Here is a 25,299-nt window from a genome sequence, read left to right on the forward strand (position 1 = left end):
CCTCGGAGGTTCCACATGGTCAGCCACATGGGTCTGGTCGGTCTGGGCAAGATGGGCAACAACATGCGCGAGCGCCTGCGCCGTGCCGGCATCGAGGTGACGGGCTACGACCCCCGTCCCGAGGTGTCCGACGTCGAGAGCCTCGCCGCGCTGGTCGAGGCGCTGCCCGGTCCGCGACGCGTGGTGTGGGTCATGGTGCCCGCCGGCGACCCGACGCGAGGCGTCGTCCAGGAGCTCGGTGGGCTCCTCGGGGACGGTGACGTCGTCGTCGAGGGCGGCAACTCCCACTACCCGGAGGACCAGGCGCGGGCCGCCGAGCTGGCCGACCGGGGCATCGGCTACGTCGACGTCGGGGTGTCCGGGGGTATCTGGGGCCTGGAGAACGGCTACGGCCTGATGTGCGGCGGCGACGCCGCCCACGTCGAGCTGCTCATGCCGGTCTTCGACGCCCTGCGGCCGGAGGGCCCGCGCGACGAGGGTTTCGTGCACGCGGGCAACGTCGGTGCCGGCCACTTCGCGAAGATGGTCCACAACGGCATCGAGTACGGGCTCATGCAGGCCTACGCCGAGGGCTACGAGCTGCTGTCGGCGAAGTCCGACGTCGTCACGGACGTCCACGGCACGATGAGGGCCTGGAAGCGTGGCACCGTCGTGCGCTCGTGGCTGCTCGACCTGATGGTGAAGGCGCTCGAGGAGGACCCGCGGCTGGAGGCCATCGACGACTGGGTCGCGGACTCGGGCGAGGGCCGGTGGACGGTCGACGAGGCGATCGACAACGCCGTGCCGCTGCCGGTGATCTCCGCCGCGCTGTTCTCCCGTTTCGCCTCGCGCCAGGACGACTCCCCGGCCATGAAGGCGGTCGCGGCGCTGCGCCAGCAGTTCGGCGGGCACGCGACGAAGCCCTCGGCCGAGTAGCCCGCGCGACACTGGAGTCATGTACGTCTCGCACCTGTCCCTGCTCGACTTCCGCTCCTACGAGGCCGTCGACGTCGAGCTCGAGCCCGGCCCCAACGCCTTCGTCGGTCGCAACGGACGCGGCAAGACGAACCTGGTCGAGGCGCTGGGGTACGTGGCGACGCTCGGGAGCCACCGGGTCGCGAACGACACCCCGCTCGTGCGAGCGGGTGCCGAGCGCGCCGTCGTGCGCACCCGGGTGGTCCGCGGTGAGCGCGCCTCGACCGTGGAGCTCGAGATCACGGCCGGCAAGGCGAACCGCGCCCGGGTCAACCGCGGCCAGCTCGGCCGTGCGCGCGACGTGCTGGGGATCCTCCGCACCGTGCTGTTCGCCCCGGAGGACCTGGCGCTCGTCAAGGGCGACCCCGACGGGCGTCGCCGGTTCCTCGACCAGCTCGTCGTCCAGCTCCTCCCCCGTGCCGCGGGGGTGCTGTCCGACTACGAGCGGGTGGTCCGCCAGCGGTCCGCGCTGCTGAAGTCGCTGCGCGGCCACCGGGCCGCGGGCCGCCACCCGGACCTGTCGGCGCTGGAGGTCTGGGACGCCCGGGCGGCTCAGCTCGGCGGCCAGGTGCTGGCGTGGCGGACGGCGCTCGTCCGTGCGCTCGAGCCGCTGGTGGCGACCGCGTACGAGCAGGTCAGCGACGCGGACAGCGTGGCCCGGGTCCGGTACCGCTCGGCGGTGCTCCCGGACGACCCGGACCGTGCCGAGGCGCCCGCGGCGCCGCCGGTCCCTGCCGCGCCGGAGGAGCTCGAGAAGCTCCTGGCCGCGGCGATCGAGGAGCAGCGTCCGCAGGAGATCGAGCGGGGCCAGAGCCTGGTGGGCCCGCACCGGGACGACCTGCTCCTCGCCCTGGGCGACCTCCCCGCGAAGGGGTACGCCAGCCACGGGGAGTCGTGGTCGGTAGCGCTCGCGCTGCGGCTGGCCGCCTTCCGGCTGCTCGGAGGGGGCACGGAGCCGATCGAGACCGCCGGCGTGTTCTGGGACCCGGACCACGGGTCGGACGCGGACCCCGTCCTCATCCTCGACGACGTCTTCGCCGAGCTCGACGTCCGCCGCCGGGAACGCCTGGCCGAGCTCGTGGCCGAGGCCCGCCAGGTGCTCGTGACGGCCGCGGTCCCGCAGGACGTGCCGGAGCGGCTGATGGGTGCCCGGTTCGAGGTCACGCCCGGACGGGTGCGGCGTGTCTGAGGACGGTGCCGACGGCAGGCGCGCGGACGACGAGGACCTGCCAGGTCTCCCCCGGGAGCGCGACCCGCGGCCGATCGTCGAGCGGACGGAGCTGACACCGCCGGCGGAGGTCGCCCGGGAGGCTCTCAACCGGGCGAAGGCGGCCGCGCGGGCCAAAGGCCTGCGTCCGGGGTCGCCGTCGCGCCGTTCGGCGCTGGCCGAGCCGCGCAGGGACCCCGGCAAGGGCCCGAACGCGCGGGACCCGCGCCTGGTCTCCGACGTGGTGGCCCGCCTGCTGCGGGACAAGGGATGGCACGAGGAGGTCTCCGTCGGCGGGGTGATCGGCCGCTGGCGCGAGGTGGTGGGCGACCAGGTGGCGGACCACTGCACGCCCGAGACGTTCGAGGACAAGGTGCTCGTGGTGCGCGCCGACTCCACGGCGTGGGCGACGCAGGTGCGTCTGCTGGTCCCGACCCTCATGCGCCGCCTCGACGAGGAGGTCGGCGAGGGCGTCGTGGAGAAGGTGACGGTGCTCGGTCCGGCGGGCCCGAGCTTCCGCCGGGGGCGCCGCTCGGTGCGGGGCCCGGGGCCCGGCGACACGTTCGGCTGACCGGCGTCCCGGGCGGTGTGGAGAAACCTGTGGACAACGTGTGGCACGGCACACGCGCCAGAGCCTGGTGGCCGCGATTTCCTGCGGATCTCCGGTAGACTGGGCGGGTGTCCCCGGGTGGTGATCCGGGCTCGCGACGTTCGACCCGACCGACCTGTCCGTGAGGTGCCAGGCCGGTCGTCGACCGCTCGGGCCCCGACGGTCTCCCGGCGGCGCACGGCACCGACCCGCAGCCGGCACACCCGTGCCTGTCCTCGTGCTGCGGCCCGGACCTCGGTCCGGGACACCGTCGCGTGCCTGGACGACGAGGAGTGCTCCAGCCTGTGGCTCAGCGATCCGACGGCAGCTACGACGCCGGGAACATCACCGTCCTCGAGGGTCTCGAGGCAGTACGCAAGCGACCCGGCATGTACATCGGGTCCACCGGCGCGCGAGGGTTGCACCACCTCGTGTACGAGGTCGTGGACAACTCGGTCGACGAGGCGTTGGCGGGCCACGCGGACACGATCGACGTGACCCTGCTGGCCGACGGCGGCGTCCGCGTCGTCGACAACGGTCGCGGGATCCCGGTGGCGATGCACCCGACGGAGGGTCGTCCCACGGTCGAGGTCGTCATGACGATCCTGCACGCGGGCGGCAAGTTCGGGGGCGGCGGCTACGCCGTCTCCGGTGGCCTGCACGGCGTGGGCATCTCCGTCGTCAACGCGCTCTCCTCGCGGGTCGTCACCGAGGTGCGTCGCGACGGGTACGCGTGGCGCCAGGAGTTCGCCGACGGCGGGGAGCCGGTGGGCGAGCTGCAGCGGCTCGAGGCGACGGACGCGACGGGCACGACCCAGACGTTCTGGGCCGACGGCACGATCTTCGAGACGACGGACTACGACTTCGAGACGCTCCGGTCGCGGTTCCAGCAGTACGCGTTCCTCAACAAGGGCCTGCGGATCACGCTGACCGACGAGCGCGCCGAGCACGTCTCCGGTCCGGACGAGATCACCGGGGCGCTGGACACCACCGCGGTGGTGGCGGCGCTCGACGACGAGGACGCGGCAGCAGCGGCCGCGGCCGCCGCGTCCCCCGACGACGAGGTGCACGACGCCGAGTCGGACGGCGGTGCGGTGCGGACCGTCACGTACAAGTACGACGACGGCCTCATTGACTACGTCAAGCACATCAACGCGGCGAAGCGGTCGGAGATCATCCACCCGGAGATCATCGACATCGAGTCGGAGGACACCACGGCGACGATCTCGCTCGAGGTCGCGATGCAGTGGACCAGCTCCTACAGCGAGTCGGTGCACACGTTCGCCAACACGATCTCGACGACGGAGGGCGGCACGCACGAGGAGGGGTTCCGTGCGGCGATGACGAGCCTGGTCAACTCCTACGCCCGGGACAAGGCGATCCTCAAGGAGAAGGACGAGAACCTCACGGGTGACGACATCCGCGAGGGTCTCACCGCCGTGCTGAGCGTCAAGCTGGGCGAGCCGCAGTTCGAGGGCCAGACCAAGACGAAGCTCGGGAACACCGAGGCGAAGACGTTCGTGCAGCGGGTCGTGCGCGAGAAGATGATCGACTGGTTCGACTCCCACCCGAACGAGGCGCGCGACATCATCCGCAAGGCCATCTCGGCGTCGCAGGCGCGGATCGCGGCCCGCAAGGCGCGCGAGGCGACGCGGCGCAAGGGGATCCTCAGCTCGGGCGGCATGCCCGGCAAGCTCAAGGACTGCCAGTCGAACCGTCCCGAGGCGTGCGAGATCTACATCGTCGAGGGTGACTCCGCCGGCGGTTCGGCGGTGCGTGGCCGCGACCCGCACCACCAGGCGATCCTGCCGCTGCGCGGCAAGATCCTCAACGTGGAGCGGGCGCGCCTGGACAAGGCGCTGTCCAACGCGGAGGTGCAGGCGCTGATCACGGCCTTCGGCACCGGCATCGGCGAGGACTTCGACATCGCCAAGCTGCGGTACCACAAGATCGTGCTGATGGCCGACGCCGACGTCGACGGCCAGCACATCTGCACGCTCCTGCTGACGCTGCTGTTCCGCTACATGCGCCCGCTCATCGAGCAGGGACACGTGTACCTCGCGCAGCCGCCGCTGTACAGGCTCAAGTGGACCAACGCCCCGCACGACTACGTGTACTCCGACCGGGAGCGCGACGCGTTCCTCGAGCAGGGCATCGCCGCGGGCAAGCGGATCCCCAAGGAGAACGGGATCCAGCGCTACAAGGGTCTCGGCGAGATGGACTACACGGAGCTCTGGGACACCACGATGGACCCCGAGCACCGTACGTTGATGCAGGTCACCATCGACGACGCCGCCGCGGCGGACGAGATCTTCTCGGTGCTGATGGGCGAGGACGTCGAGTCCCGGCGCAGCTTCATCCAGCGCAACGCCAAGGACGTCCGGTTCCTCGACATCTGACCGGAGCTGCGCGTACACGCGATGTGCGCGCAGTTGTACAGAACTTTCAGGACTGATCGAGGCAGGACCCGCGCCCGGGCGGCGCAGGAGGAAACGGAGACACGGTGACGGACGAGACACCCGGCCCCGAGAACGACGGCCCCGCGGAGGTGCCGGCAGGCGACGACGTCACGCTGGCCGCGATCCAGCACGGGCGGGTCGAGCAGGTGGACCTGCAGCTCGAGATGCAGCGCTCCTACCTTGACTACGCGATGAGCGTCATCGTCGGCCGAGCGCTGCCCGACGTGCGTGACGGCCTCAAGCCGGTGCACCGCCGTGTGCTCTACGCGATGTACGACGGGGGCTACCGGCCGGACCGCGCTTTCTCGAAGTGCTCGCGCGTCGTCGGCGACGTCATGGGCAAGTTCCACCCGCACGGCGACACGGCCATCTACGACACCCTGGTCCGCCTGGTCCAGGACTGGGTGCTGCGGTACCCGCTCGTCGCCGGGCAGGGGAACTTCGGCTCCCCGGGCAACGACCCGGCGGCCGCCCCGCGGTACACCGAGTGCCGCATGGCCCCGCTGGCGCTCGAGATGGTCCGGGACATCGACAAGGACACGGTCGACTTCCAGGACAACTACGACGGCCGGACCCAGGAGCCGGTGGTCCTGCCCTCGCGGATCCCGAACCTGCTGGTCAACGGCTCGGCGGGCATCGCCGTCGGCATGGCCACCAACATCCCCCCGCACAACCTGCGCGAGGTGGCCGAGGGCGTCCGCTGGCACCTGGCCAACCCGGACGCGTCCAAGGAGGAGCTGCTGGCGGCGCTCCTGCAGCGGATCAAGGGGCCGGACTTCCCGTCGGGCGCCCAGATCCTGGGGACCAAGGGCATCGAGGAGGCGTACCGGACGGGCCGCGGCTCGATCACGATGCGCGCCGTGGTGAACGTCGAGGAGATCCAGAACCGGATCTGCCTGGTCATCACCGAGCTGCCGTACATGGTGAACCCGGACAACCTCGCCACGAAGATCGCCGACCTCGTCAACGACGGCAAGGTCGCCGGCATCGCGGACATCCGCGACGAGACGTCGGGGCGCACCGGCCAGCGCCTGGTCATCGTGCTCAAGCGGGACGCCGTCGCGAAGGTCGTGCTGAACAACCTGTACAAGCACACCCAGCTGCAGGACAACTTCAGCGCCAACATGCTCGCGCTCGTCGACGAGGTGCCCCGCACCCTGAGCCTCGACGCGTTCGTCCGGCACTGGACGCAGCACCAGATCGAGGTCGTGCGCCGACGCACCGCCTACCTGCTGCGCGAGGCGCAGGACAAGATCCACATCTACGAGGGCTACCTGCGCGCCCTCGACGCGCTCGACGCCGTCATCGCCCTCATCCGCCGCTCCCCCGACGCCGACCAGGCGCGGTCCGGCCTCATGGAGCTGCTCGGGATCGACGAGACACAGGCGAACGCGATCCTCGCGCTGCAGCTCCGCCGGCTCGCGGCCCTCGAGCGGCAGCAGATCCTCGACGAGCACGCCAAGCTCAAGGCCGAGATCCTCGAGTACGAGGACATCCTCGCCAAGCCGGCGCGCCAGCGCGAGATCGTCGCCACGGAGCTGGACGAGGTCACCGAACGGTGGGGCGACGAGCGCCGCACCACGATCCTCCCCTACGACGGCGACATGTCGATCGAGGACCTCATCCCCGAGGAGGACGTGGTCGTCACGATCACGCACGGCGGCTACGCCAAGCGCACCCGCACCGACTCCTACCGGGCTCAGCGGCGCGGCGGGAAGGGCGTGCGCGGCGCCACGCTGCGCCAGGACGACATCGTCGACCACTTCTTCGTCACCACGACCCACCACTGGCTGCTGTTCTTCACTGACGCCGGGCGGGTCTACCGGGTCAAGGGCTACGAGCTGCCCGAGCAGGCGCGAGACGCCAAGGGCCAGCACGTCGCGAACCTGCTGGCGATGCAGCCCGACGAGAAGATCGCCCAGGTGCTCGCCGTCCGCGACTACGACGCCGCGGAGTACCTGCTGCTCGCCACGCGCCGGGGGCTGGTCAAGAAGACCCGCCTGAGCGACTACGACTCGCCGCGCAGCGGCGGTCTCATCGCGATCAACCTGCGCCAGGACGACGACGGCACCCCCGACGAGCTCGTGGCCGCCCGGCTGGTGAACGCCGACGACGAGCTCATCCTCGTCTCGCGCAAGGGCCAGTCGATCCGCTTCCCCGCCGACGACGACACGCTCCGCCCGATGGGCCGCGCGACGTCCGGCGTGACCGGCATGAAGTTCCGCGAGGGCGACGAGCTGCTCAACGCCGACGTCGTCACCCCGGGCACCGACCTGTTCGTCGTCACCGAGGGCGGCTTCGCCAAGCGCACCCGCATCGACGACTACCGGATCCAGGGGCGCAACGGTTACGGCATCAAGGTCGCCAACCTGGTCGAGGCTCGTGGAGACCTTGTGGGGGCCCTGGTGACGGACGCCGACACCGAGGTTCTGGTGATCATGGAGCGTGGCAAGATCGTCCGGTCGCGCGTGGACGAGGTCAACCTGACGGGTCGCACGACCCAGGGCGTCACCTTCGCCAAGCCCGACAAGAAGGACCGCATCATCGCCGTCGCGCGGAACGTCGAGCGTCGCGAGGACGTGGTGTCGGTTAGCGTGGAAGAAGAGGCCGCTGACGGCGGCCCGGCCGGGGCCGCTGCGGCGACCACGCCCGAGCAGGACGAGACCGGAGACGGGAACATCTGATGGCCAGCGACAACACGGCGGGACGGGCAGGGACGACGACGGACGCTGCGGAGAGCACGCAGCAGATGCCGCCCGTGCCGGCAGCGCCGACGACGCCGGAGAAGAACGGCGCGACGTCGGCCACCGGTGCCAAGACGTCCGCCGACGCCGCGTCGACGTCGTCCGCCGGGGCGCAGGGAGACGCCTCGACCGAGGCCGGGGCGAACGGTGCAGCACCCACCGACGGCACGGCGCCAGCCAACGGCGCAGCGGCGACGAACGGCGCGGCGCCCGCGAACGGCACCGCCGAGAAGAACGGCGCGGTCAAGGCCGCGGCAGCCGCGCTCGCCGCGGCGCGCAGCGCCGCCAAGAAGGTTCAGTCGGCCGCCTCGGCGTCGTCGAGCACCGGGTCCGAGGCGCCCGACGTCGCCACCGCGCCGGGCGCACCCCAGCCGACGGCGGGCTCCTCCCAGAGCGGCCCGCGGCCCGAGATGCACTACTCGGCGGGCGGCGTCCACGGCACCGCCGAGGCCGCTCCCCCGGCCGGCGCGCAGTACGGTGGCGGTGCCCAGCCGGGCGTGCAGTCGGCGGCGTCGCCGGCCGAGATCGGCAGCCCCCGTCGCGTCCGGTTGTCCGTCTCGCGCATCGACCCGTGGTCGATCATGAAGCTCGCGTTCCTGCTGTCCGTCGCGATCGGGATCATGATCGTCGTCGCGACCGCTGTGGTCTGGTACTCGCTGAACTCGCTCGGCACGTTCTCGACCATCCAGGAGTTCCTCATCGAGACGATGGGGCCGCAGACGATCGACATCATGCAGTTCGTGGAGTTCGAGCGCATGATCTCCCTGTCGACGCTCATCGCGCTGGTGAACATGGTGTTGTTCACGGCGATCGCCACCATCATAGCGATCCTGTACAACATCACCGCGGCGTTGGTCGGGGGCGTGCACCTGACCCTCACCGACGACTGAGGCGCGGCAGGCCGCGACGGACGTCACACCCTGACGGTCCCGTCGTGGTTTGGGCGCGGAGCGCCCGGTGCGGTAATGTTCCGTGCTGCACGCGTTCTTCGGACGCGTGCGGAGGGGCTATAGCTCAGACGGTTAGAGCGCTTCCCTGATAAGGAAGAGGTCGGAGGTTCAAGTCCTCCTAGCCCCACTCCCTGGCAGACGCGGAGGTCCAGCATGAAGAAGCTGTTCGTCGTCCTGCTCGCCGCCGCGGCGGGATACCTCGTCTGGCGCCGGGTCTCGGCAGACTCCGCCGACCGTGACCTGTGGACCGAGGTCACCGACTCCCTCGACTGATCGCCTCCCGGGGCCATGGCGCAATTGGTAGCGCACCTGCTTTGCAAGCAGGGGGTTGGGGGTTCGAGTCCCCCTGGCTCCACCACACCTGACGAAGGCCGCTGACCCCACGGGGTCAGCGGCCTTCGTCGCGGAACCCGCGACTAAGGGGTGTGGATGTCCGGCCAGGGGCAGCTGCTGACCTCGCTGCCGATGTGGAAGCTGGGGTGCGGCGGCTGGTTGTAGCCGGTGTTCTGCCAGGCGATCGCCACGCGGTACTGCGGGTCGTGCATGAGCGTGGGTATCCGCAGGTCCGTCACGGAGGGCGTGGCGTAGATGCGGAGCGCCGACGAGTCGCTCGTGCGCCAGACGACCTCCTCACGCCAGTCGCCGACCAGGTCGCCCGACAGGGCCGGGTTCGACTTGGTGCCGTTGTTCGTGCCGACGCCGGAAGCGGTGAGCAGGCGACCGTCGTCGTAGTCGTCCACGGGGGTGCCGTCGAGCAGCTCGCGTTCGCCGTCCCCGTCCCACCAGGCCAGGAAGTTCGCCGAGCTCGGCTTGGAGCCCACGGTGCTCCCGGAGGCGTTGCGCAGCCCCGACACGTTCGACGACCAGAACTCGCCGCCGGGGTTGGCAGCGGTGACGTTCGCGGCGACGCCGCGGCCGTTGTCGCCGTCGGGGCTCGTCTGGAACAGGACCGTGCCGTCCGCGCCGACGGGGCTGGAGGACGGGGCGCTGCTGCTCTCGTGGGGCATGTACACCTCCTGGCCCGGACGGCCGGGCACGAAGTCGGAGACGTGCAGCGCGTCGCCGTGGCCCATGCGGGTGTTCCACAGCGGGTCGCCGTCCGCGTCGATCGCCATCGCGCCGTCGACGACGTCCTGGCGCCCGTCGCCGTCGAGGTCGGCGATGGACAGGCTGTGGGCGCCCTACCGCGGTACTGCGAACCCCGGTCGTCGGAGTCGAAGATCCACCGGGTGGACAGGTTCTGCCCGTCGAAGTCGACCGCCCAGACGACCGAGCGGGTGTAGTAGCCCCGCGCGAAGATCATGGACGGGCCCGACCCGTCGAGGTAGGCGGTCCCGGCGAGGAAGCGGTCGACCCGGTTGCCGTAGCAGTCGCCCCAGCTCGAGACGTCGCCGCGCGGCGGCTGGTAGTCGACGGTGTCGACCGCGGCGCCGGTGCGCCCGTCGAAGACAGTCAGGTACTCGGGGCCGGACAGGACGTAGCCGCCCGAGTTGCGGTGGTCGGCGCCACCGCTGCCGATCACGTCCCCCTGGCGGTCGCGCGTGCCGTCGGCGGTCTTCATAGCGATCGAGGCGTCGCCGTCGCCGTCCAGGTCACCCACGCTGGTGTCGTTGGCGGAGTAGCCGGTGCCGGGCCGGTTGATCGGGATGTCGAGGTAGCCGCTCCCGGTGAATCTCGCCTCCGCGCCCGACCGTGAACCCTCGGCGTCGAGCGTGAGGTCGAGGCCGGCTCCGACGGCATTCACCGATCCTCGGGCAGGCGCTTTCCCCGGGCGATGAAACCGCCGCAGCATGAACGATTGGTCGCCGCTCAGGAGCCGGGAGCCTGCGGAGCCTCGCGGCCTGCCAGCGCGGCCCGGAGCCGGTCGGCGGTGTCCGAGGCGCGGTAGTTCTCGGCCACCCGGAGAGCAGCGCGACGGTCGATCGGGAGTGACCGGTTCGCAGGCCGACGAGGTCCTGGTACGCCGGCGACCGGTACCACTCCGCGGCCGCGCCCGGGGACGGGAAGCCGATGATGACGACGTCGCCGGGGACGTCGCCCTCGACGGCGACGGGCCGGGTGCCGTGCACGAGCCACTCACCTCCGAACGGAGCGAACGTGTCCTCGATCTGCTCGACGTACGCGATGCTCTCCGCCCCCATCTCGACGTCGGTCAGGTAGGCGATCGCGTAGCCCAGCGGTCCCGCAGCGGGCTGGTGTCCAGCGTCGTCCATGGTCGTCCTCCTCCGTGCCGAGTGTCTGGTGCCTGCGGTACCAGACTGGTGCCGGATGCTCGCCCTGGCCATGACCTCCGAGGTCATGGCCCACCACGCCCGTATCCTCGAACGATGACCGACGCCCGCGAGACTGCGCACGCCGGCACCCTGCTGCGGTCGTGGCGCGAGCACCGCCGCCTGAGCCAGCAGGCGTTGTCGGACCGGTCCACGGTCAGCACGCGGCACCTCTCGCGGGTGGAGACCGGGAGAGCGCGACCCTCGGCGTCGATGCTCGTCCAGCTCAGCGACCATCTCGACCTGCCGATCCGGGACCGGAACCGGCTGCTGGTGCTCGCCGGGCACGCCCCTCGCTACGACGACCGGCGGCTCGACGACCCGGCTCTCGGTCCGGTGCTCCACAGCCTGCGCGAGCTGCTCACCGCACACCTGCCCTACCCGGCGCTGCTGCTCGACGACCACTGGGACGTCGTCGAGGCCAACGCCGCCGTGGATGCCCTGCTGAGCGGCTGCGCTGCGGACCTGCTCGAGCCACCGATCAACGTCGTCCGGCTCTGCCTGCACCCCGAAGGCCTGGCCCCTCGGCTCCGAGACGTCGACCGGTGGGCGGGCCTTCTGTGGCACCAGGTGTCGCGCCGCGCCGAACGGACCAACGCCCCGCGCCTCCACCGCCTGGTCGACGAGATCCGCGGTTTTCTCGGGGAGATCGGCAGCGAGCTACCGGTGTCCGGACCGGTCGTCTCGCTGGACCTCGTCGACGGTGACGACACGCTGCGGTTCTTCAGTACATCGACTCAGCTCACCACCGCCACCGATGGAGCACTCGAGGGGCTGCACCTCGAGACCTTCCTCCCGGCGGACGCGCACACCAGGCGGTGACTCGGCCGCTGACGGTCCCTCAGCACGAGAGCCCCCGCCCCGGGAGGGCGGAGGCTCTCGTCTGCTCGGACTGGTGTCGCGAGCTACTTCTTGTCGTCGGTCGCCTTCTTGGCGGCATCGTCCGCCGCGTCGACGGCCTCGTCGGCCTTCTTCTGCGCGGCGTCGGTGGCCTTCTTGGCGGACTCGGCGGAGTCGTCCACCGCGTCCTTGGCCGCGCCGGCGGTCGACTTCCGGGCTCGGGACGCCCGGGACGCCGTCTTCTCCTTGGCGTCCTGCACGGCCTCGGAGACGTCGTCCTTCACCTCGGACGCCCGGCCGGACAGCTTCTCCGTCGCCTCCTTGCCCTTGGCGACGGCGGCACCGGCCGCCTCCCCCACGGCCTCGGCCGCGTCGCCGACGACGTGCCGCGCATCACGGGCCACGCCGTCGAAGTCGGGGGCGGTGGACTGCTCCCAGGGCTCGGCCCACGGGTCGTTCTGCGGCTGCGCCCGGCGGTAGAACGCGTAGCCCGCGGCGGCCGCACCGCCGATGACCACCGTCCACACGAACGTCTTGCGACGGCGGGACCGGCGCTGCACCTTGCGGGCGGACTTCTCCGCGGCCTTGGCCGCCTTCTTCGCGGCCTTCGCGGCCTCTTCCGTCGTCAGGGCGGCGCGGGACGCCGCCTCGTTGAACACGTCGACGATCTTCGGCAGGTACTCGTCCACGATCTTGTCGTGGGCGCTGTCGACGAGCGGGCCGGTCCTGCCGGCGGCCTGCTCGACACGGGGCGCGGCGGCCTGGACGCTCTCGTTCCACGCCAGCTCGACGCGTGGCCGGAGCCACTCGACGAACGAGTCCACGCGCGGCGAGGCCCAGTCCTTGGCCTGTCCCGCGGCGTCCTTGGCGCTGTCAGCGGCACGGGATCCCGCGCCGACGAGAGCGGCCGTGACCTCCGCGGCAGAGTCCTTCACCTTGGCGGAGTCGATCTTCGGGGTCTGCACCATGCGCCCACTCTGCCACTCGTCGCGCACGGTCGCACCGGTACACGCCCGGTGGCGACCATCCGGGCCCGCGGTGAGAGGATGGGCGCATGTTCGCAACTCTCCACACCTCCGCCGGTGACATCCGCCTCGAGCTGTTCCCGAACCACGCGCCGAAGACCGTCGCGAACTTCACGGGCCTCGCCCAGGGCACCAAGACCTGGACCGACCCCCGCACGGGCGCCGAGCGCAACGACCCGCTCTACGACGGCGTCATCTTCCACCGCGTCATCGACAACTTCATGGTGCAGGGCGGCGACCCCCTGGGTACCGGCACGGGCGGCCCCGGCTACACGTTCGACGACGAGATCCACCCGGAGCTCGTCTTCGACCAGAAGTACCTCCTCGCCATGGCGAACGCCGGCAAGCGCCGCAACCCGGTGACGGGCGAGACCGAGGGCACCAACGGCTCGCAGTTCTTCATCACCACGACCGAGACCTCCTGGCTCAACGGCAAGCACACCATCTTCGGCAAGGTCGCCGACGACGAGTCGCGCGCCGTCGTCGACGCCATCGGCTCGACGAAGGTCCGCCCGGGCGACCGCCCGGTCGAGGACATCGTCATCGAGCGCGTCACCATCGAGGACTGAGGGGCGCACCATCAGCACGCCGCAGCAGCCGCCCGCGGATCCCGCGGGCGACGCTCCCCCCGTCTGCCCGCGCCACCCGGACCGGGTGGCGCACGTGCGGTGCCAGCGCTGCGGCCGGCCGACCTGTCCCGAGTGCCAGCGGCCGGCCGCGGTCGGCATCCAGTGCGTGGACTGCGTCGCGCAGTCGGCCCGGACCACGAGGAGCGCCCGGACCGTGTTCGGGGCGACCGTGCGCGGGGGGCGACCCGTCGTCACCCTGACGATCATCGGGATCTGCGTGGTGAGCTGGGTCCTGCAGCTCACCACGGCGGGCGCCTGGACCGACCAGTGGATCTTCGCGCCGTCGGTCGGCCAGGACGAGCCGTGGAGGTTCCTCACGGCGGCCTTCCTGCACTCCACCACACCGCTGCACATCCTGTTCAACATGTACGCGCTGTGGCTCGTGGGGCCGTTCCTCGAGCAGGCGTTCGGACGGGGCCGGTTCCTCGCCCTGTACCTGCTCGCGGCGCTGGGCGGTTCGGTGGGCGTGCTGCTGCTCGCCGACCCGCTCGACCCGAGCTGGTACACCGGCGTCGTCGGTGCCTCGGGGGCCGTCTTCGGCCTCTTCGGCGCCATCATCCCGGTGCTGCGCCGGATGGGACGCAACGCCGGGCAGATCGTCGTGCTCATCGCCCTCAACATGGCGCTGCCGTTCCTGGTCCCGAACATCGCGTGGCAGGCGCACGTCGGCGGGCTCGTCGTCGGCCTGGCGATCGGTGCCGGGTACGCGGCCGCACCACGGGAGAGGCAGAGGATCGTCGGCTGGGCGCTGCCGACCGCCGTCGGCGTCGTCCTCGTCGCCCTGTCGGTGTGGAAGTACTCGTCGGTGAGCTACCTCGCGCTGTTCTGAACCGGCACGTACGAGTTATCCCCAGAGATATGCACAGGTGTGGAATGACACCGGTGGAACTTGTACAGCCGGACTACTTCCAGCGTGTGGTCAGGGAGAACCCGGCGATGATGAGGACGAAGCCGACCAGGAGGTTCCAGTTGCCGAGCTGCGGCACCGGCAGCCCGAGGTTCTGGCTCGTCAGGTAGTAGGTGACGATCCAGGCCAGCCCGGCGAGCATGAGGCCGAGCATCGTGGGCACGAGCCAGCGCGGGTTGGCCGACGACTTCCGGGCGGCCGGGTCCGCACCGGTGTCGGACTTCTTCTTGGCAGGCTGCGACTCGGACACGGGCTGACTCCTGTCAGGGTGCTCTGCGACGTCCGAGGATCGTCCTCGACCGCCGACGACGGGTTTTTCGTCTAGCGTAGTGGCCAGTCGTACCGGATCGGCACCAGGAGGGGGATCGCGATGTCGCCACGGCTTCGTTCGGGCATCTCCGTCGCGTGCGTGCTCGCCCTGTCCGGCGTGCTCTTCACGGCCAGCGCCCGGCTCGCCGACGGTCAGGAGAGCCGGCACGCGGGCGACCTCGCGTCGGTCGTCGCCGCGGAGTCGTCCCGCGTGGAGGAGCTGTCCGAGCAGGCGAGCACCCTCGACGACGAGGTGGCGCGCCTCAGCGCACAGGTCGACGTCGACGTCCCGCGGCGCGACCCCGCGCTGCGGGCCCGCGAGTCTGTCGTCACCGGCGCATGGCCGGCCGCCGGCGAGGGCGTGAGCGTCGCGCTCGAGGACGCACCGATCTCCGCGCTCGACAACCCGGACGTCCGCCCGGACCACCTGGTCGTGCACCAGCAGGACGTGCAGCACGTCATCAACGCCCTGTGGGCCGGCGGTGCGGAGTCGATGACGCTCCAGGGCGAGCGGGTGACCTCGACGAGCGCCTTCCGGTGCTCCGGCAACATCCTGCTGCTGCACGGCAAGGTGTTCTCCCCCCCGTACGTCATCGAGGCGATCGGCGACCCCGAGGATCTGCGGGCCGCTCTCGAGGCATCCCCCGGGATGGCGATCTACCAGCAGTACGTCGACTGGATCGGCCTCGGCTACGCGGTCGAGCAGCACGACCTGATCGAGATGCCCGCCTACACCGGGGGCAAGGAGCTGCGGTACGCCAGCGTCCCCGACGGAACGGACGTGTTCTCGTGAGGCACGTGCGTCCGCGTCGCCGCGGGGGTCCGGTGAGCGCCGTCGTCGGGGTATTCGGCGAGCTGCTCATCACCGCCGGCGTGCTCCTGGGGCTGTTCGTCGTGTGGCAGCTGTGGTGGACCGACGTCCAGGCCGAGCGGGTCCACACCCAGGTGCTCGCCGAGCTGGACTGGCCGGAACCGCCCGCCGTGGAGGACGCCACCGAGAACGGCCCGGCGATCGCGAGCGAGCACCGCGAGGACCCGCCGGTGATGGACGAGCCGGCGGACGAGACGGTGTTCGCGGAGCTGTACGTCCCGCGCTGGGGTGCCGACTACGTCACCCCGGTCGCGCAAGGCGTCGACAAGGCCCGGGTGCTCGACCGGCTCGGCGCGGGGCACTACCCCGGTACCGCGATGCCCGGCGACGTCGGCAACTTCGCCACGGCCGGTCACCGCACCACCTACGGCAAGCCCTACCACCAGGTCGCGGACCTCCAGGAGGGCGACGCCCTCGTGTTCCGCACCGCCGACAACTGGTACGTCTACCGCAAGACGACGGACGAGATCGTCTGGCCGAACCAGGTCGACGTCATCGCGCCCGTGCCCGGTCTGCAGGCCGGCGAGCCGGTGCCGGAGCTGACCGAGCGGATCCTCACGCTCACGGCATGCCACCCGATGTACTCCGCCGCCCAGCGGTACATCGTCCACGGCGAGCTGGACTACTGGGCTCCCGTGGAGGAGGGCACCCCCATCGAGCTGATCGAGGCCGGGGTCGAGGTCCGCGGCACCGACGACGGAGAGGCCTGATGTACGGCGGACTGTGGCGTATCCTCCCAGGACCCGCGTGGTTCCGGGTGCTGTTCCTGCTCGTGATGTTCGTGGCCCTCGTGTGGGTCTGCTTCGAGTGGGTCTTCCCCTGGTTGTCCACCTACGTCCCCATCAACGACAACACCGTCGAGGCGCACCCATGACCTCCATCCTCGTCGTCGACAACTACGACTCCTTCGTCTACACGATCGTCGGGTACCTCGACCAGCTCGGGGCCCGCACCACCGTGGTCCGCAACGACGCGGTGCCCGAGCCCGACGCCGCCGGCCGGTTCTGGCACGACGACGGCACGCCCTTCGACGGTGTCCTCGTCTCGCCGGGTCCCGGCACACCGCAGCTGGCAGGATCGTCCGAGGACGTGATCCGCGCGTGCGCCCGCTCCGAGACGCCGATGCTGGGGGTCTGCCTGGGGCACCAGGCGCTGGCCGAGGTCTACGGCGCGACCGTGTCGCACGCCGCCGAGCTCATGCACGGCAAGACGAGCGAGGTCGAGCACCAGGGGGTCGGCGTCCTCGACGGCCTGGGGTCACCGTTCACGGCGACGCGCTACCACTCGCTGGCCGTGGAGCCGCAGACGGTGCCCGCGGAGCTGGAGGTCACCTGCACGACGGCGGGCGGGGTGGTCATGGGTGTCCAGCACCGCGACCTGCCGCTGCACGGGGTGCAGTTCCACCCCGAGTCGGTGCTGACCGAGGGCGGGCACCGGCTGCTCGCCAACTGGCTCACGGTCTGCGGTGACACCGGGGCCGTGGAACGGTCCGCCGGGATGGCACCGCTCGTCCACCAGGGCTGAGCAGCGCCCGTACCACGGCCGAGCGGCGCCGCCCCGGGTAGGACGGCGCCGCTCGGATGGGGCCTCAGCCCGCCGCGGGTGAAGTTCCTCAGCCCTCGTCGCCGGGGTTCTCGCCCTCGTCGTCGCCGCCACCGAGGCCGAGCCCCGGCTCCTCGTCGTCCTGCGGCGGGGCCGGCGTGGCCTCGCCGGCGCTGCAGTCCTGGCCCTCGGCGCCCGTGGAGATCGTGATCGTGACGTCCGACCCCACCTCCAGCTCGGTGCCGGCCGGCGGGTCCTGGTTGCTCACGAAGCCTGGGCAGTAGTCGGCCGACGACTCGGTGCGCTGGATCGGGTTGAGGTTGGACTGGCCGCCCAGCGCGTTCTCGGCCTCGTCCGCGGTCATGCCCCTGACCTCCGGGACGCTGACGGTCTCGGCCTCGGGCTCCTCGCCGATGGTGAGCTCCACCGTGCTGCCGCTGTCGATCGTGCCCGGCTGCGGCGACTGGTCCACCACGCGGCCGACGTCGTTCGGGTCCTGGACCGGCTCGCTGCTGGTGCCATGGCTGAGCCCGAGCTCTTCGAGCGTGGCCTTGGCGTCCTCCTCCGACATCCCGAGGAGGTCCGGCAGCTCGACCTGGCCGTTGGAGACGACGAGGGTGACCGAGTCACCCGGGGTGACGGCCTCGTTGGGACCGGGGTCGGACGAGATGACGTCGCCCCCGTCGACGCTCGAGCTGGCCTGCTCCTCGACGCCTCCCAGCTCCAGTTCGGCGTCTGCCAGCTCGCTCTCGGCCTGTTCCTGACTCATCCCGGTGAGGTCGGGCATGCCGAAGGTGTCTGGGCCGCCGGAGAAGAAGACGAGCACCTGGGTGCCCTCCTCCACCTGCTCGCCGCTGGCGGGGTCGGACCGGGTGAGAGTGTTCTCCGGCTCGTCGGACTCGTCGTCGACGCGCTCGGAGTACACGAGGCCCGCGCCCTCGACGAGGCGTTTTGCCTCCGTCGGGCTCATGTTCGCGGACAGCTCCGGCACGGCGACGAGGGTGGGTTCCTCCTCACCGCTGCTGAGCCAGAAGAACAGGATCGCCGCGAGGGCCAGCACGCCGACGCCGATCAGCGTCCACAGGAGCCACCTGCGGCTGCCCTTGCCCTCGTCGTCGGGCTCGGTGGCCGTGCCGACCGCCGTCTGGTCCGCCGGCAGGCCGGTCTGACCCCAGGGGGACGGCTCCCCGGCCGGGGACATGACCTGGGTGCCCTGCGGGTCGCCCAGGACCTGGGTCGCGGCGTACCCGGCGGCCGCGCCGGCACCGGCCGCACCGAGCGCGGGGGCCATGACGTTGCCGCCGCGCATGGCGGCCTCGAGGTCGGAGCGGAACTCGCCGGCCGACGAGTAGCGGTGGTCGCGGTCCTTCGTGAGCGAGCGCAGGGTGATCCGGTCGAGCACCTCGGGGACGTCGTTGGCGATCTCGCTGGGACGCTGCGGCTCCTGGCCCACGTGCTGGTAGGCGAGGGCCACGGCGGAGTCGCCGACGAACGGCGGCCGGCCGGTGAGCAGCTCGAAGAGGACGCAGCCCGTGGAGTACAGGTCGCTGCGGGCGTCGACCTGCTCGCCGCGGGCCTGCTCGGGCGACAGGTACTGCGCGGTGCCGATGACGGCCTGGCCCTGCGTCATCGTCGCCGCGGAGTCCGCCATCGCGCGCGCGATGCCGAAGTCCATCACCTTGACCGCGCCCGTGGGCGTGATCATGACGTTGGCGGGCTTGATGTCGCGGTGCACGATCCCGGCGTGGTGGGAGTACTCGAGCGCGCTGAGGATGCCGACCGTGATCTCCACGGCCTCCTCGATCGGCACCGCGGCGCCGTCGGCGAGGATGTCGCGGACCGTGTGCCCCTCGACGTACTCCATGACGATGAACGGGATGTGGACAGACTGTCCCGTTGCGTCGGTGGAGGTGTCCTCCCCCGTGTCGTAGACGGCGACGATCGCCGGGTGGTTGAGCGCGGCGGCCGACTGCGCCTCGCGCCGGAACCGGGCGAGGAACGACGGGTCGCGCGCGAGGTCGGAGCGCAGCACCTTGATCGCGACGGTGCGGCCGAGGCGCGTGTCGTGACCGATGTGCACCTCAGCCATGCCACCGCGGCCGATGAGCTCACCGACCTCGTACCGGCCCGCGAGTACTCGGGGCGTGTTGTCCACCACTCAGACGTCCTTCTGGGTCGTTGTCGCACCGACGGGGCGCGACGGGTCCGGGAGCATCATCCCAGAATCGGGTTCGGTCATCGCCCGCAGGCGCGTGGGTCGTGTCACGAGCACGGCGGCGGCGAGGGCGGGGAGCGCGGCGTCGTCGCCGTCGCCGCCGCGCTCCCCGCTCAGGAGCGTCGCGACGAGCAGCACGCCGAGCAGCCCCAGCAGGGCCAGCAGCGGCCAGGAGAGGCGACCGAGCGGGCCGAGGCGTTGTCCCGTCGTCGTGGAGCTGCGCACGGGCTTGGAGGACGCGCGCGACGGGTGGGAGGCCGTCGTCCGGGTGGCGTCGCTGCGGGCGGTGCCGTCGCGTGCCGCGGCCCGCGTCCCTCCCTGCGGAGGGGTCGGCCGCGAGGTCCCGCCCGACCGTAGGTCGCGGCGAGCCGGGTAGGTGCGGGGCGCCACCGGGTCGGGCAGGTCCGGCGTGGACGACGACGGCGCGGAGCCAGGCTGCCCGGACGGCGGCACCGGGTCGGGCGACCGGGCCGGGGGCACGTCGTCGGGCCGGGCGTGACGGACGGGTGCGGGGCGGCCGCCACGGGCAGCCCGGCGAGCGGCGCGGGAGCGGGCGCCGAGCGGGTCCTCGGCGATCTCCCGGGCCAGCGCGTCGAGCTCGTCGGCCAGTGCGGCGCCGGACGTCGGCCGCTTGTTGGGGTCCTTCGCCAGCATCCGCATGATGACGTCGTTGAGCCCGGGGTGGACGGTGGACGGCAGCGGCGGCACCGCGTTGTTCACGTGCGCGACGGCGATGTCCACCGGCGTCGACCCCGTGAACGGGCGCTTGCCCGCCGTCGCCTCGTAGGCGACGATCCCGAGCGCGTACAGGTCCGAGGCTGCCGTCGCGGGCTGACCGACGGCCTGCTCCGGCGAGAGGTACTGGGCCGTGCCCATGACCATGCCCGTCGCCGTCATCGTCGCCTGGTTGGCGGCCAGCGAGACGCCGAAGTCGGTGATCTTCACCCCGCGGCCGTCGTGCTCCAGCAGGATGTTGCCCGGCTTGACGTCCCGGTGGACCACCTTCGTGCGGTGGGCGTGGTGCAGGCCGCGCGCGGTCGCCGACAGGATCGGGAGCAGCTTGCGCGGCGCGACGACAGGTTCACGCTCGAGGAGGTCCGCGAGCGGCTCGCCGAGCACCAGCTCCATGACGAGGAACCCGGCACCGTCCTGCTCGCCGTAGTCGTACATCTGCGCGATGTTGGGGTGCGACAGCGCGGCGCTGTTGCGCGCCTCGGTGCGCAGCCGCTTGAGGAAGTCCTCGTTGCCCGTGAACTCCTCGCGCAGCACCTTCACGGCGACGTCGCGGCCCAGGTAGCCGTCGTCGGCCACCCAGACCTCGCCCATGCCGCCGACGGCGATCTGGCGGGTGAGGCGGTAGCGCTCCCCCAGGGCGAGCCCGATCGAGGGTCTCATCCGTTGAGCACCGCCTCGATGACGGCCTTCGCGATGGGCGCCGCGACCCGTCCGCCCGTCGCCTCGGAGCCCATGGAACCGCCCTGCTCGACGACGACGGCGACCGCCACCTGCGGGTCGTCGGCCGGCGCGAACCCGGTGAACCAGGCGTGCGGCGGGACCTCGGAGGTGGTCTGGGCGGTCCCCGTCTTGCCGGCCACGGTGAGACCGGGGATCTGGGCCGCGGTACCGGAACCGTTCTCGACCACGGACACCATCATGTCCGTGAGCTGCGAGGCGGTGTCCTCCGAGACCGCGTCACCGAGGCTCGACTCGCGGGTCTCGGAGACGACCTCGAGCTCCGCGTCCCGGATCGTGTCGACCGAGTACGGCGCCATGACCTCGCCGCCGTTCGCGATCGCCGCCGAGATCATCGCGACCTGCAGGGGCGTGACCTTGTCGTCGCCCTGGCCGATCGCCGACAGCGCCACCCGGTCCGGGGTGAGCTCGTCCGGGTCGGGGTAGGAGCTCGCGACCGCCGTGAACGGCACGTCCAGCGCCTCGCCGAACCCGAAGTCGGCGGACTGCTCGGCCAGCGCGTCCGCCCCCAGGTCGACGCCGAGCTTCGCGAACGCCGTGTTGCAGGAGATGCGCAGGGCGTCGGCGAGGGACTGCTCGCCGCTGGGCGCGCAGGCCTCTCCGCCGTAGTTGGGCAGGTCCGTGCGGGTTCCCGGCAACGTGTACGTCACCGGCGCGTCGATCACCGTGGTCTCGTCGTAGTCGCCGCTCTCCAGCGCTGCGGCTGCGGTGACCAGCTTGAACGTGGACCCGGGCGGGTAGTGGGTGGCGGTGGCACGGCTGGTCAGGGGCTTGTCCTCGTCGTTCAGCAGATCGAGGTACGCCTGGTTGGCGGCGCCCGTGTCGTGGACCGCCAGGTCGTTCGGGTCGAACGTCGGCTTCGAGACCATCGCGAGGATCTTGCCGGTGGACGGCTCCAGCGCGACGACGGCGCCCCGCTGGTCGCCGAGCGCGTCCCAGGCGGCCTGCTGGGCGGCCGCGTCGATGGTCAGCTCGACGGACGATCCCTGCGGGTCGGAGCCGGTCAGCAGGTTCTGGACGCGCTCCACCCACAGGGCGTCGGCCGAGCCGGCGAGGAAGTCGTTCTCCGCGCGCTCGATGCCGGACGTGCCGCTCACCAGGGAGTAGTAGCCGGTCAGGGGGGCGTAGAGCCGCCCCCGGGCGTACTCGCGCTGGTAGTTCCACTCGTCGTCGACCGGCACGGAGCTGGCCACGGCGTCGCCGTCGACGACGATCGGGCCGCGGTCGGTGCCGAACTGCGCGTACAGCGCGCGGGCGTTGCGGGGGTCGCTGTTGAGCCGGTCCGCCGCGAAGAACTGGATCCACGTCGTGGAGACGAGGAGGGCGAGGAACATGACCATGACGATCCCGGCCAGGCGACGGGTGGTCGTGTTCATGAGCGCTCACCTCCTCGGTGCTGTGGATCCTCGGTGCTGATGTGCTCGGTGGGTGCCGAGCCGGCGGTGCTGGTGTCCTCGCCGGGTGCGCGGTCCGCGACCCGCCGTCGCGGCAGGTTGCCCGCCGCCGCCGTGCCGGCCGCGGGCGTCCCGTCGGCCGGGGTGCCGCCGTCGGACCCGGAACCGACGAGGATCGGTTCCGGCTCCGGTGCCGGCGGCCCCACCGACACCTGGCCGCGCACGGGGAGGTCGGACGGCCGCCGGGCGCTGTCGGAGATCCGCAGCAGCAGCGCGATGACGATCCAGTTGGCGAGCAGCGAGGAGCCGCCCTGCGCCATGAACGGCAAGGTCAGGCCTGTCAGCGGGATGATCCGGGTGATCCCCCCGACCACCACGAACACCTGGAGGGCCATCGCGAACGCGAGACCACCGGCGAGCAGCTTGCCGAAGCCGTCGCGCACGCTCAGCGCCGACTTCAGGCCGCGCTGCACGATGAGCAGGTAGCACAGGATGACCGCCGTGAGACCGGTCAGGCCGAGCTCCTCGCCGAGGGCCGCGTAGATGAAGTCCGAGAAGGCGTACGGGATCTGGAACGGGCGCCCCTCGCCCCACCCGGTGCCGAACAGCCCGCCGTTCGCCATCGAGAACTGCCCCTGGACGAGCTGGTAGGACCCGCCAGGGTCCCTGTCGTACTGCGACGCGTCGAACGGGTGCAGCCACACGTCGATGCGCGCCCCGACGTGCGGGAACAGCTGCGCCGCGGCGACGGCGCCCGCGGCGAACAGGGTGAGGCCGAGCACGATCCAGCTCGAGCGGGCCGTCGCCTGGTACAGCATGGCGACGAACAGGCCGAAGAACAGCAGCGAGGTCCCGAGGTCGCGCTGCAGGACGAGGACGGCGAGCGACGCGGCCCAGATGAGCAGGATCGGGCCGAGGTCGCGCAAGCGCGGGAGCTGCAGACCGAAGACCTTGGGGCCGGCGAGCGCGAGCGTGTCCCGGTTCGTGACCAGGTAGCCGGCGAAGAAGACGGCGAACGCGATCTTGGCGAACTCGGCGGGCTGCAGGGAGAAGCTGCCGACGTTGATCCAGATCCGCGCGCCGTTGATCTCCGTGCCGAGCCCGGGGATCAGCGGCAGCGCGATGAGCAGCAGGCCGACCACCATGGCGGTGTACGTGTAGCGGCGCAGCCAGCGGTGGTCCTTGAGGACCCACAGCAGCGCGAAGGCGATGATGGCGCCGAGCAGCGTCGCCTGCATGTTGCCGGCGGCGTCCGCCGGAGCCATCCCGGCGGCGTCGGAGATCTCGAGACGCCAGATCATCGACAGGCCGATACCGTTGAGGAGCACGACCGCCGGCAGGATCACCTGGTCGGCCCAGGGCGCGCGAAGCCGCAGCACGATGTGGGCCACCAGCGCCGTCGCGGCGAGCAGCATGCTGCGGAACCAGAACTGGTCCGGCAGCTCGCCGCGGATCGACAGGCCGACCATCGCGAAGCCGCCGACGCCCCCGGCCAGCGCCAGGATCAGCAGGAACACCTCGGCGAGCCGCAGCGGACGGCGCTGCCGAGGCTCGACCGCGGAGGTCTGGGACGTCACGCCTCGGCCTCCTCGTCGGTGGGCTCGGGGCTGGCGCCGGAACCCGCGGCCGGGCTCGACGACGGGGTGGCGGAGGGGGTGGCCGACGGCGACGGGGTGCCGCTCGGCTCCGGTGTGGGAGAAGGGGTGGGGGTGGGGAGCGCCTGGTCGATCAGGCTGTCGGCACGCTCGCGGGCCTCGGCCTGCGAGGACGCGCGGATCGTGCCGTCGAGGCGCTCGCTCCAGTACGCCGGGAGCTCGTCGACGGGAGTGCCCGTCAGCTCGACCGGCTCGGAGAGCTCAAGAGGTCCCGCGCTCTGCGGGATGCCCTGGTAGACGGCGACCTGGCCGTCCGCGACGCCGACGTAGAACTGCTCCTGCGTCCAGCCGTACGCCCACCAGGCGCCGTAGCCGAGACCACCGAGCACGAGGAGGGTGACGAGCACGCCGATCCAGGGGCGCCGGCGGCGGGGACGGGCATCGCCGTCGTCCTCGTCTTCGTCGTCCTCCTCGTCGTCGTCGCGGGGGCCGTCGGCAGGGGTCTCCGGCGCGGGCCGCGCCAGCTCGGGCGCCATCTCGGCGGCGGCCGCACCGACCACCTGCGTCGACGTCGTCGGGGGATCGGCGTCGTCCTCGTCGGGGTCCACGACGTCGGCGACGACGACGGTGATGTTGTCCGTGCTGCCGGCGGTCATCGCGAGGGTGACCAGCAGGTCCGCAGCCTCCTCGGGCGACTCGCACTCGGCGAGCACCTCGGTGATCTGCTCGATCGGCACGAAGCCCGACAGCCCGTCCGAGCAGAGCAGCCAACGGTCGCCGGGGCGGGCCTCCCGCACCGACATGTCGGGCGTGAGGTCGACGTCGAAGTCGCCGAGGACCCGCATGACGACGTTGCGCTGCGGGTGCGTCTCCGCCTCGTCCGGCGAGATGCGGCCCGTGTCGACCAGGTGCTGGACGAACGTGTGGTCCACCGTCACCTGGTTGAGGGAGCCGTCGCGCAGCAGGTAGGCGCGCGAGTCGCCCAGGTGCGCCATCGCCAGGGTGTTGCCGGAGCGCAGCAAGGCGGTCACCGTGGTGCCCATCCCCGCGAGATCTGGATCCACCTCCGAGGCGTGCACCAGGTCCTGACGGGCCTGCTCGACGGTCCGCTCCAGGTCGGCCAGGGCCTCCTGCGGGCCGTGCTCCGAACGGTCGAGAGGTGCGAGGGCGGCGATCGCGAGGCTGGAGGCCACGTCGCCCCCCGCATGTCCGCCCATGCCGTCGGCCACGACCAGGAGGTTGGGGCCCGCGTAGGCCGAGTCCTGGTTGTTCTGCCGCACCAGCCCGATGTCGGAGCGCGCGGCGTACCTCAGGGCGAGGGTCACG

21 protein-coding genes, 2 tRNA genes and 2 pseudogenes are annotated in these 25,299 nt (G+C 71.6%); 16 read left to right on the forward strand and 9 right to left on the reverse strand.

Annotation, left to right across the window (positions count from 1 at the left end):
- Positions 1 to 15 precede the first annotated feature (15 nt).
- From gnd to UQW22_RS05675, 9 genes are all read left to right on the forward strand, one after another.
- Positions 16 to 915 (forward strand): phosphogluconate dehydrogenase (NAD(+)-dependent, decarboxylating), encoded by a 900-nt coding sequence (gene gnd, locus UQW22_RS05635; RefSeq protein WP_407319930.1) that lies wholly within the window; start codon positions 16 to 18, stop codon positions 913 to 915.
- 19 nt (positions 916 to 934) lie between these two features.
- Positions 935 to 2,143, forward strand: coding sequence for a DNA replication/repair protein RecF (gene recF / locus UQW22_RS05640; RefSeq protein ID WP_407319931.1), 1,209 nt, complete (start codon positions 935 to 937; stop codon positions 2,141 to 2,143).
- A 73-nt stretch (positions 2,144 to 2,216) separates the two neighbouring features.
- Complete coding sequence (locus UQW22_RS05645; RefSeq protein WP_407320731.1) at positions 2,217 to 2,732, forward strand: DUF721 domain-containing protein; 516 nt, start codon at positions 2,217 to 2,219, stop codon at positions 2,730 to 2,732.
- Positions 2,733 to 3,055: 323 nt separating this feature from the next.
- Positions 3,056 to 5,149: a DNA topoisomerase (ATP-hydrolyzing) subunit B gene (gene gyrB, locus UQW22_RS05650; protein ID WP_407319932.1), complete on the forward strand. Its 2,094-nt coding sequence runs from the start codon at positions 3,056 to 3,058 to the stop codon at positions 5,147 to 5,149.
- Positions 5,150 to 5,253: 104 nt separating this feature from the next.
- The gene (gene gyrA, locus UQW22_RS05655; protein WP_407319933.1) at positions 5,254 to 7,893 is read left to right on the forward strand and encodes a DNA gyrase subunit A; all 2,640 of its coding nucleotides are present in this window, start codon (positions 5,254 to 5,256) and stop codon (positions 7,891 to 7,893) included.
- On the forward strand, positions 7,893 to 8,843 hold the full coding sequence (locus UQW22_RS05660) for a DUF3566 domain-containing protein (RefSeq protein WP_407319934.1): 951 nt from the start codon (positions 7,893 to 7,895) through the stop codon (positions 8,841 to 8,843). Before gyrA ends, UQW22_RS05660 begins: the two co-directional genes overlap by 1 nt.
- A gap of 113 nt (positions 8,844 to 8,956) precedes the next feature.
- Positions 8,957 to 9,030 (forward strand) — tRNA-Ile (locus UQW22_RS05665).
- Positions 9,031 to 9,056: 26 nt separating this feature from the next.
- Entirely contained in the window at positions 9,057 to 9,176 is a 120-nt protein-coding gene (locus UQW22_RS05670) for a DLW-39 family protein (RefSeq protein ID WP_277213898.1), read from the forward strand.
- Positions 9,177 to 9,185: 9 nt separating this feature from the next.
- A tRNA-Ala gene (locus UQW22_RS05675) sits at positions 9,186 to 9,261 on the forward strand.
- Between the two features lie 58 nt (positions 9,262 to 9,319).
- On the opposite strand, the pseudogene UQW22_RS05680 reads toward UQW22_RS05675, so the two are convergent.
- Positions 9,320 to 10,695, reverse strand: a pseudogene (locus tag UQW22_RS05680) (hypothetical protein).
- Between the two features lie 166 nt (positions 10,696 to 10,861).
- Positions 10,862 to 11,203: pseudogene (locus UQW22_RS05685) on the reverse strand (DUF1330 domain-containing protein); the annotation flags it as partial.
- A gap of 27 nt (positions 11,204 to 11,230) precedes the next feature.
- Between UQW22_RS05685 and UQW22_RS05690 the strand changes: the two are divergent.
- Complete coding sequence (locus UQW22_RS05690; RefSeq protein WP_407319935.1) at positions 11,231 to 11,995, forward strand: helix-turn-helix domain-containing protein; 765 nt, start codon at positions 11,231 to 11,233, stop codon at positions 11,993 to 11,995.
- Between the two features lie 83 nt (positions 11,996 to 12,078).
- Here UQW22_RS05690 and UQW22_RS05695 read toward each other — a convergent pair whose 3' ends face one another.
- A complete protein-coding gene (locus UQW22_RS05695) occupies positions 12,079 to 12,981 on the reverse strand; it encodes a hypothetical protein (RefSeq protein ID WP_407319936.1) in 903 nt (300 codons plus the stop codon).
- Between the two features lie 86 nt (positions 12,982 to 13,067).
- Between UQW22_RS05695 and UQW22_RS05700 the strand changes: the two genes are divergently transcribed.
- Positions 13,068 to 13,607: a peptidylprolyl isomerase gene (locus UQW22_RS05700; RefSeq protein ID WP_407319937.1), complete on the forward strand. Its 540-nt coding sequence runs from the start codon at positions 13,068 to 13,070 to the stop codon at positions 13,605 to 13,607.
- Positions 13,608 to 13,821: 214 nt separating this feature from the next.
- Entirely contained in the window at positions 13,822 to 14,496 is a 675-nt protein-coding gene (locus tag UQW22_RS05705; RefSeq protein WP_407319938.1) for a rhomboid family intramembrane serine protease, read from the forward strand.
- Positions 14,497 to 14,569: 73 nt separating this feature from the next.
- Here the strand turns inward: UQW22_RS05705 and UQW22_RS05710 are convergent, their stop codons facing one another.
- On the reverse strand, positions 14,570 to 14,824 hold the full coding sequence (locus UQW22_RS05710) for a cell division protein CrgA (RefSeq protein ID WP_407319939.1): 255 nt from the start codon (positions 14,822 to 14,824) through the stop codon (positions 14,570 to 14,572).
- 120 nt (positions 14,825 to 14,944) lie between these two features.
- On the opposite strand from UQW22_RS05710, the gene UQW22_RS05715 reads away from it, so the two are divergent.
- From UQW22_RS05715 to UQW22_RS05730, 4 genes are read left to right on the forward strand one after another with little or no spacing between them, the layout of a single operon-like run.
- Complete coding sequence (locus tag UQW22_RS05715) at positions 14,945 to 15,676, forward strand: DUF881 domain-containing protein (protein ID WP_407319940.1); 732 nt, start codon at positions 14,945 to 14,947, stop codon at positions 15,674 to 15,676.
- A gap of 32 nt (positions 15,677 to 15,708) precedes the next feature.
- Positions 15,709 to 16,464, forward strand: a complete 756-nt coding sequence (locus UQW22_RS05720) for a class E sortase (protein ID WP_407319941.1) — start codon at positions 15,709 to 15,711, stop codon at positions 16,462 to 16,464.
- The gene (locus tag UQW22_RS05725; protein ID WP_407319942.1) at positions 16,464 to 16,628 is read left to right on the forward strand and encodes a hypothetical protein; all 165 of its coding nucleotides are present in this window, start codon (positions 16,464 to 16,466) and stop codon (positions 16,626 to 16,628) included. Before UQW22_RS05720 ends, UQW22_RS05725 begins: the two co-directional genes overlap by 1 nt.
- Positions 16,625 to 17,278: an aminodeoxychorismate/anthranilate synthase component II gene (locus UQW22_RS05730; RefSeq protein WP_407319943.1), complete on the forward strand. Its 654-nt coding sequence runs from the start codon at positions 16,625 to 16,627 to the stop codon at positions 17,276 to 17,278. The genes UQW22_RS05725 and UQW22_RS05730 overlap by 4 nt, the downstream gene beginning before the upstream one ends.
- An 88-nt stretch (positions 17,279 to 17,366) precedes the next feature.
- Here UQW22_RS05730 and pknB read toward each other — a convergent pair whose 3' ends face one another.
- Genes pknB through UQW22_RS05755 form a run of 5 tightly spaced genes read right to left on the reverse strand, consistent with a single transcriptional unit; the run spans position 17,367 to position 25,298 of the window.
- Positions 17,367 to 19,454, reverse strand: a complete 2,088-nt coding sequence (gene pknB / locus UQW22_RS05735) for a Stk1 family PASTA domain-containing Ser/Thr kinase (protein ID WP_407319944.1) — start codon at positions 19,452 to 19,454, stop codon at positions 17,367 to 17,369.
- Positions 19,455 to 20,906: a protein kinase domain-containing protein gene (locus UQW22_RS05740; RefSeq protein WP_407319945.1), complete on the reverse strand. Its 1,452-nt coding sequence runs from the start codon at positions 20,904 to 20,906 to the stop codon at positions 19,455 to 19,457.
- A complete protein-coding gene (locus UQW22_RS05745; RefSeq protein ID WP_407319946.1) occupies positions 20,903 to 22,360 on the reverse strand; it encodes a peptidoglycan D,D-transpeptidase FtsI family protein in 1,458 nt (485 codons plus the stop codon). The genes UQW22_RS05740 and UQW22_RS05745 overlap by 4 nt, the downstream gene beginning before the upstream one ends.
- Entirely contained in the window at positions 22,357 to 23,955 is a 1,599-nt protein-coding gene (locus UQW22_RS05750) for an FtsW/RodA/SpoVE family cell cycle protein (RefSeq protein ID WP_407319947.1), read from the reverse strand. The genes UQW22_RS05745 and UQW22_RS05750 overlap by 4 nt, the downstream gene beginning before the upstream one ends.
- Positions 23,952 to 25,298 (reverse strand): Stp1/IreP family PP2C-type Ser/Thr phosphatase, encoded by a 1,347-nt coding sequence (locus tag UQW22_RS05755; RefSeq protein WP_407319948.1) that lies wholly within the window; start codon positions 25,296 to 25,298, stop codon positions 23,952 to 23,954. The genes UQW22_RS05750 and UQW22_RS05755 overlap by 4 nt, the downstream gene beginning before the upstream one ends.
- Position 25,299: the final 1 nt, after the last annotated feature.

Source organism: Isoptericola halotolerans (assembly GCF_045689585.1).
GTDB lineage: Bacteria > Actinomycetota > Actinomycetes > Actinomycetales > Cellulomonadaceae > Isoptericola > Isoptericola halotolerans_B.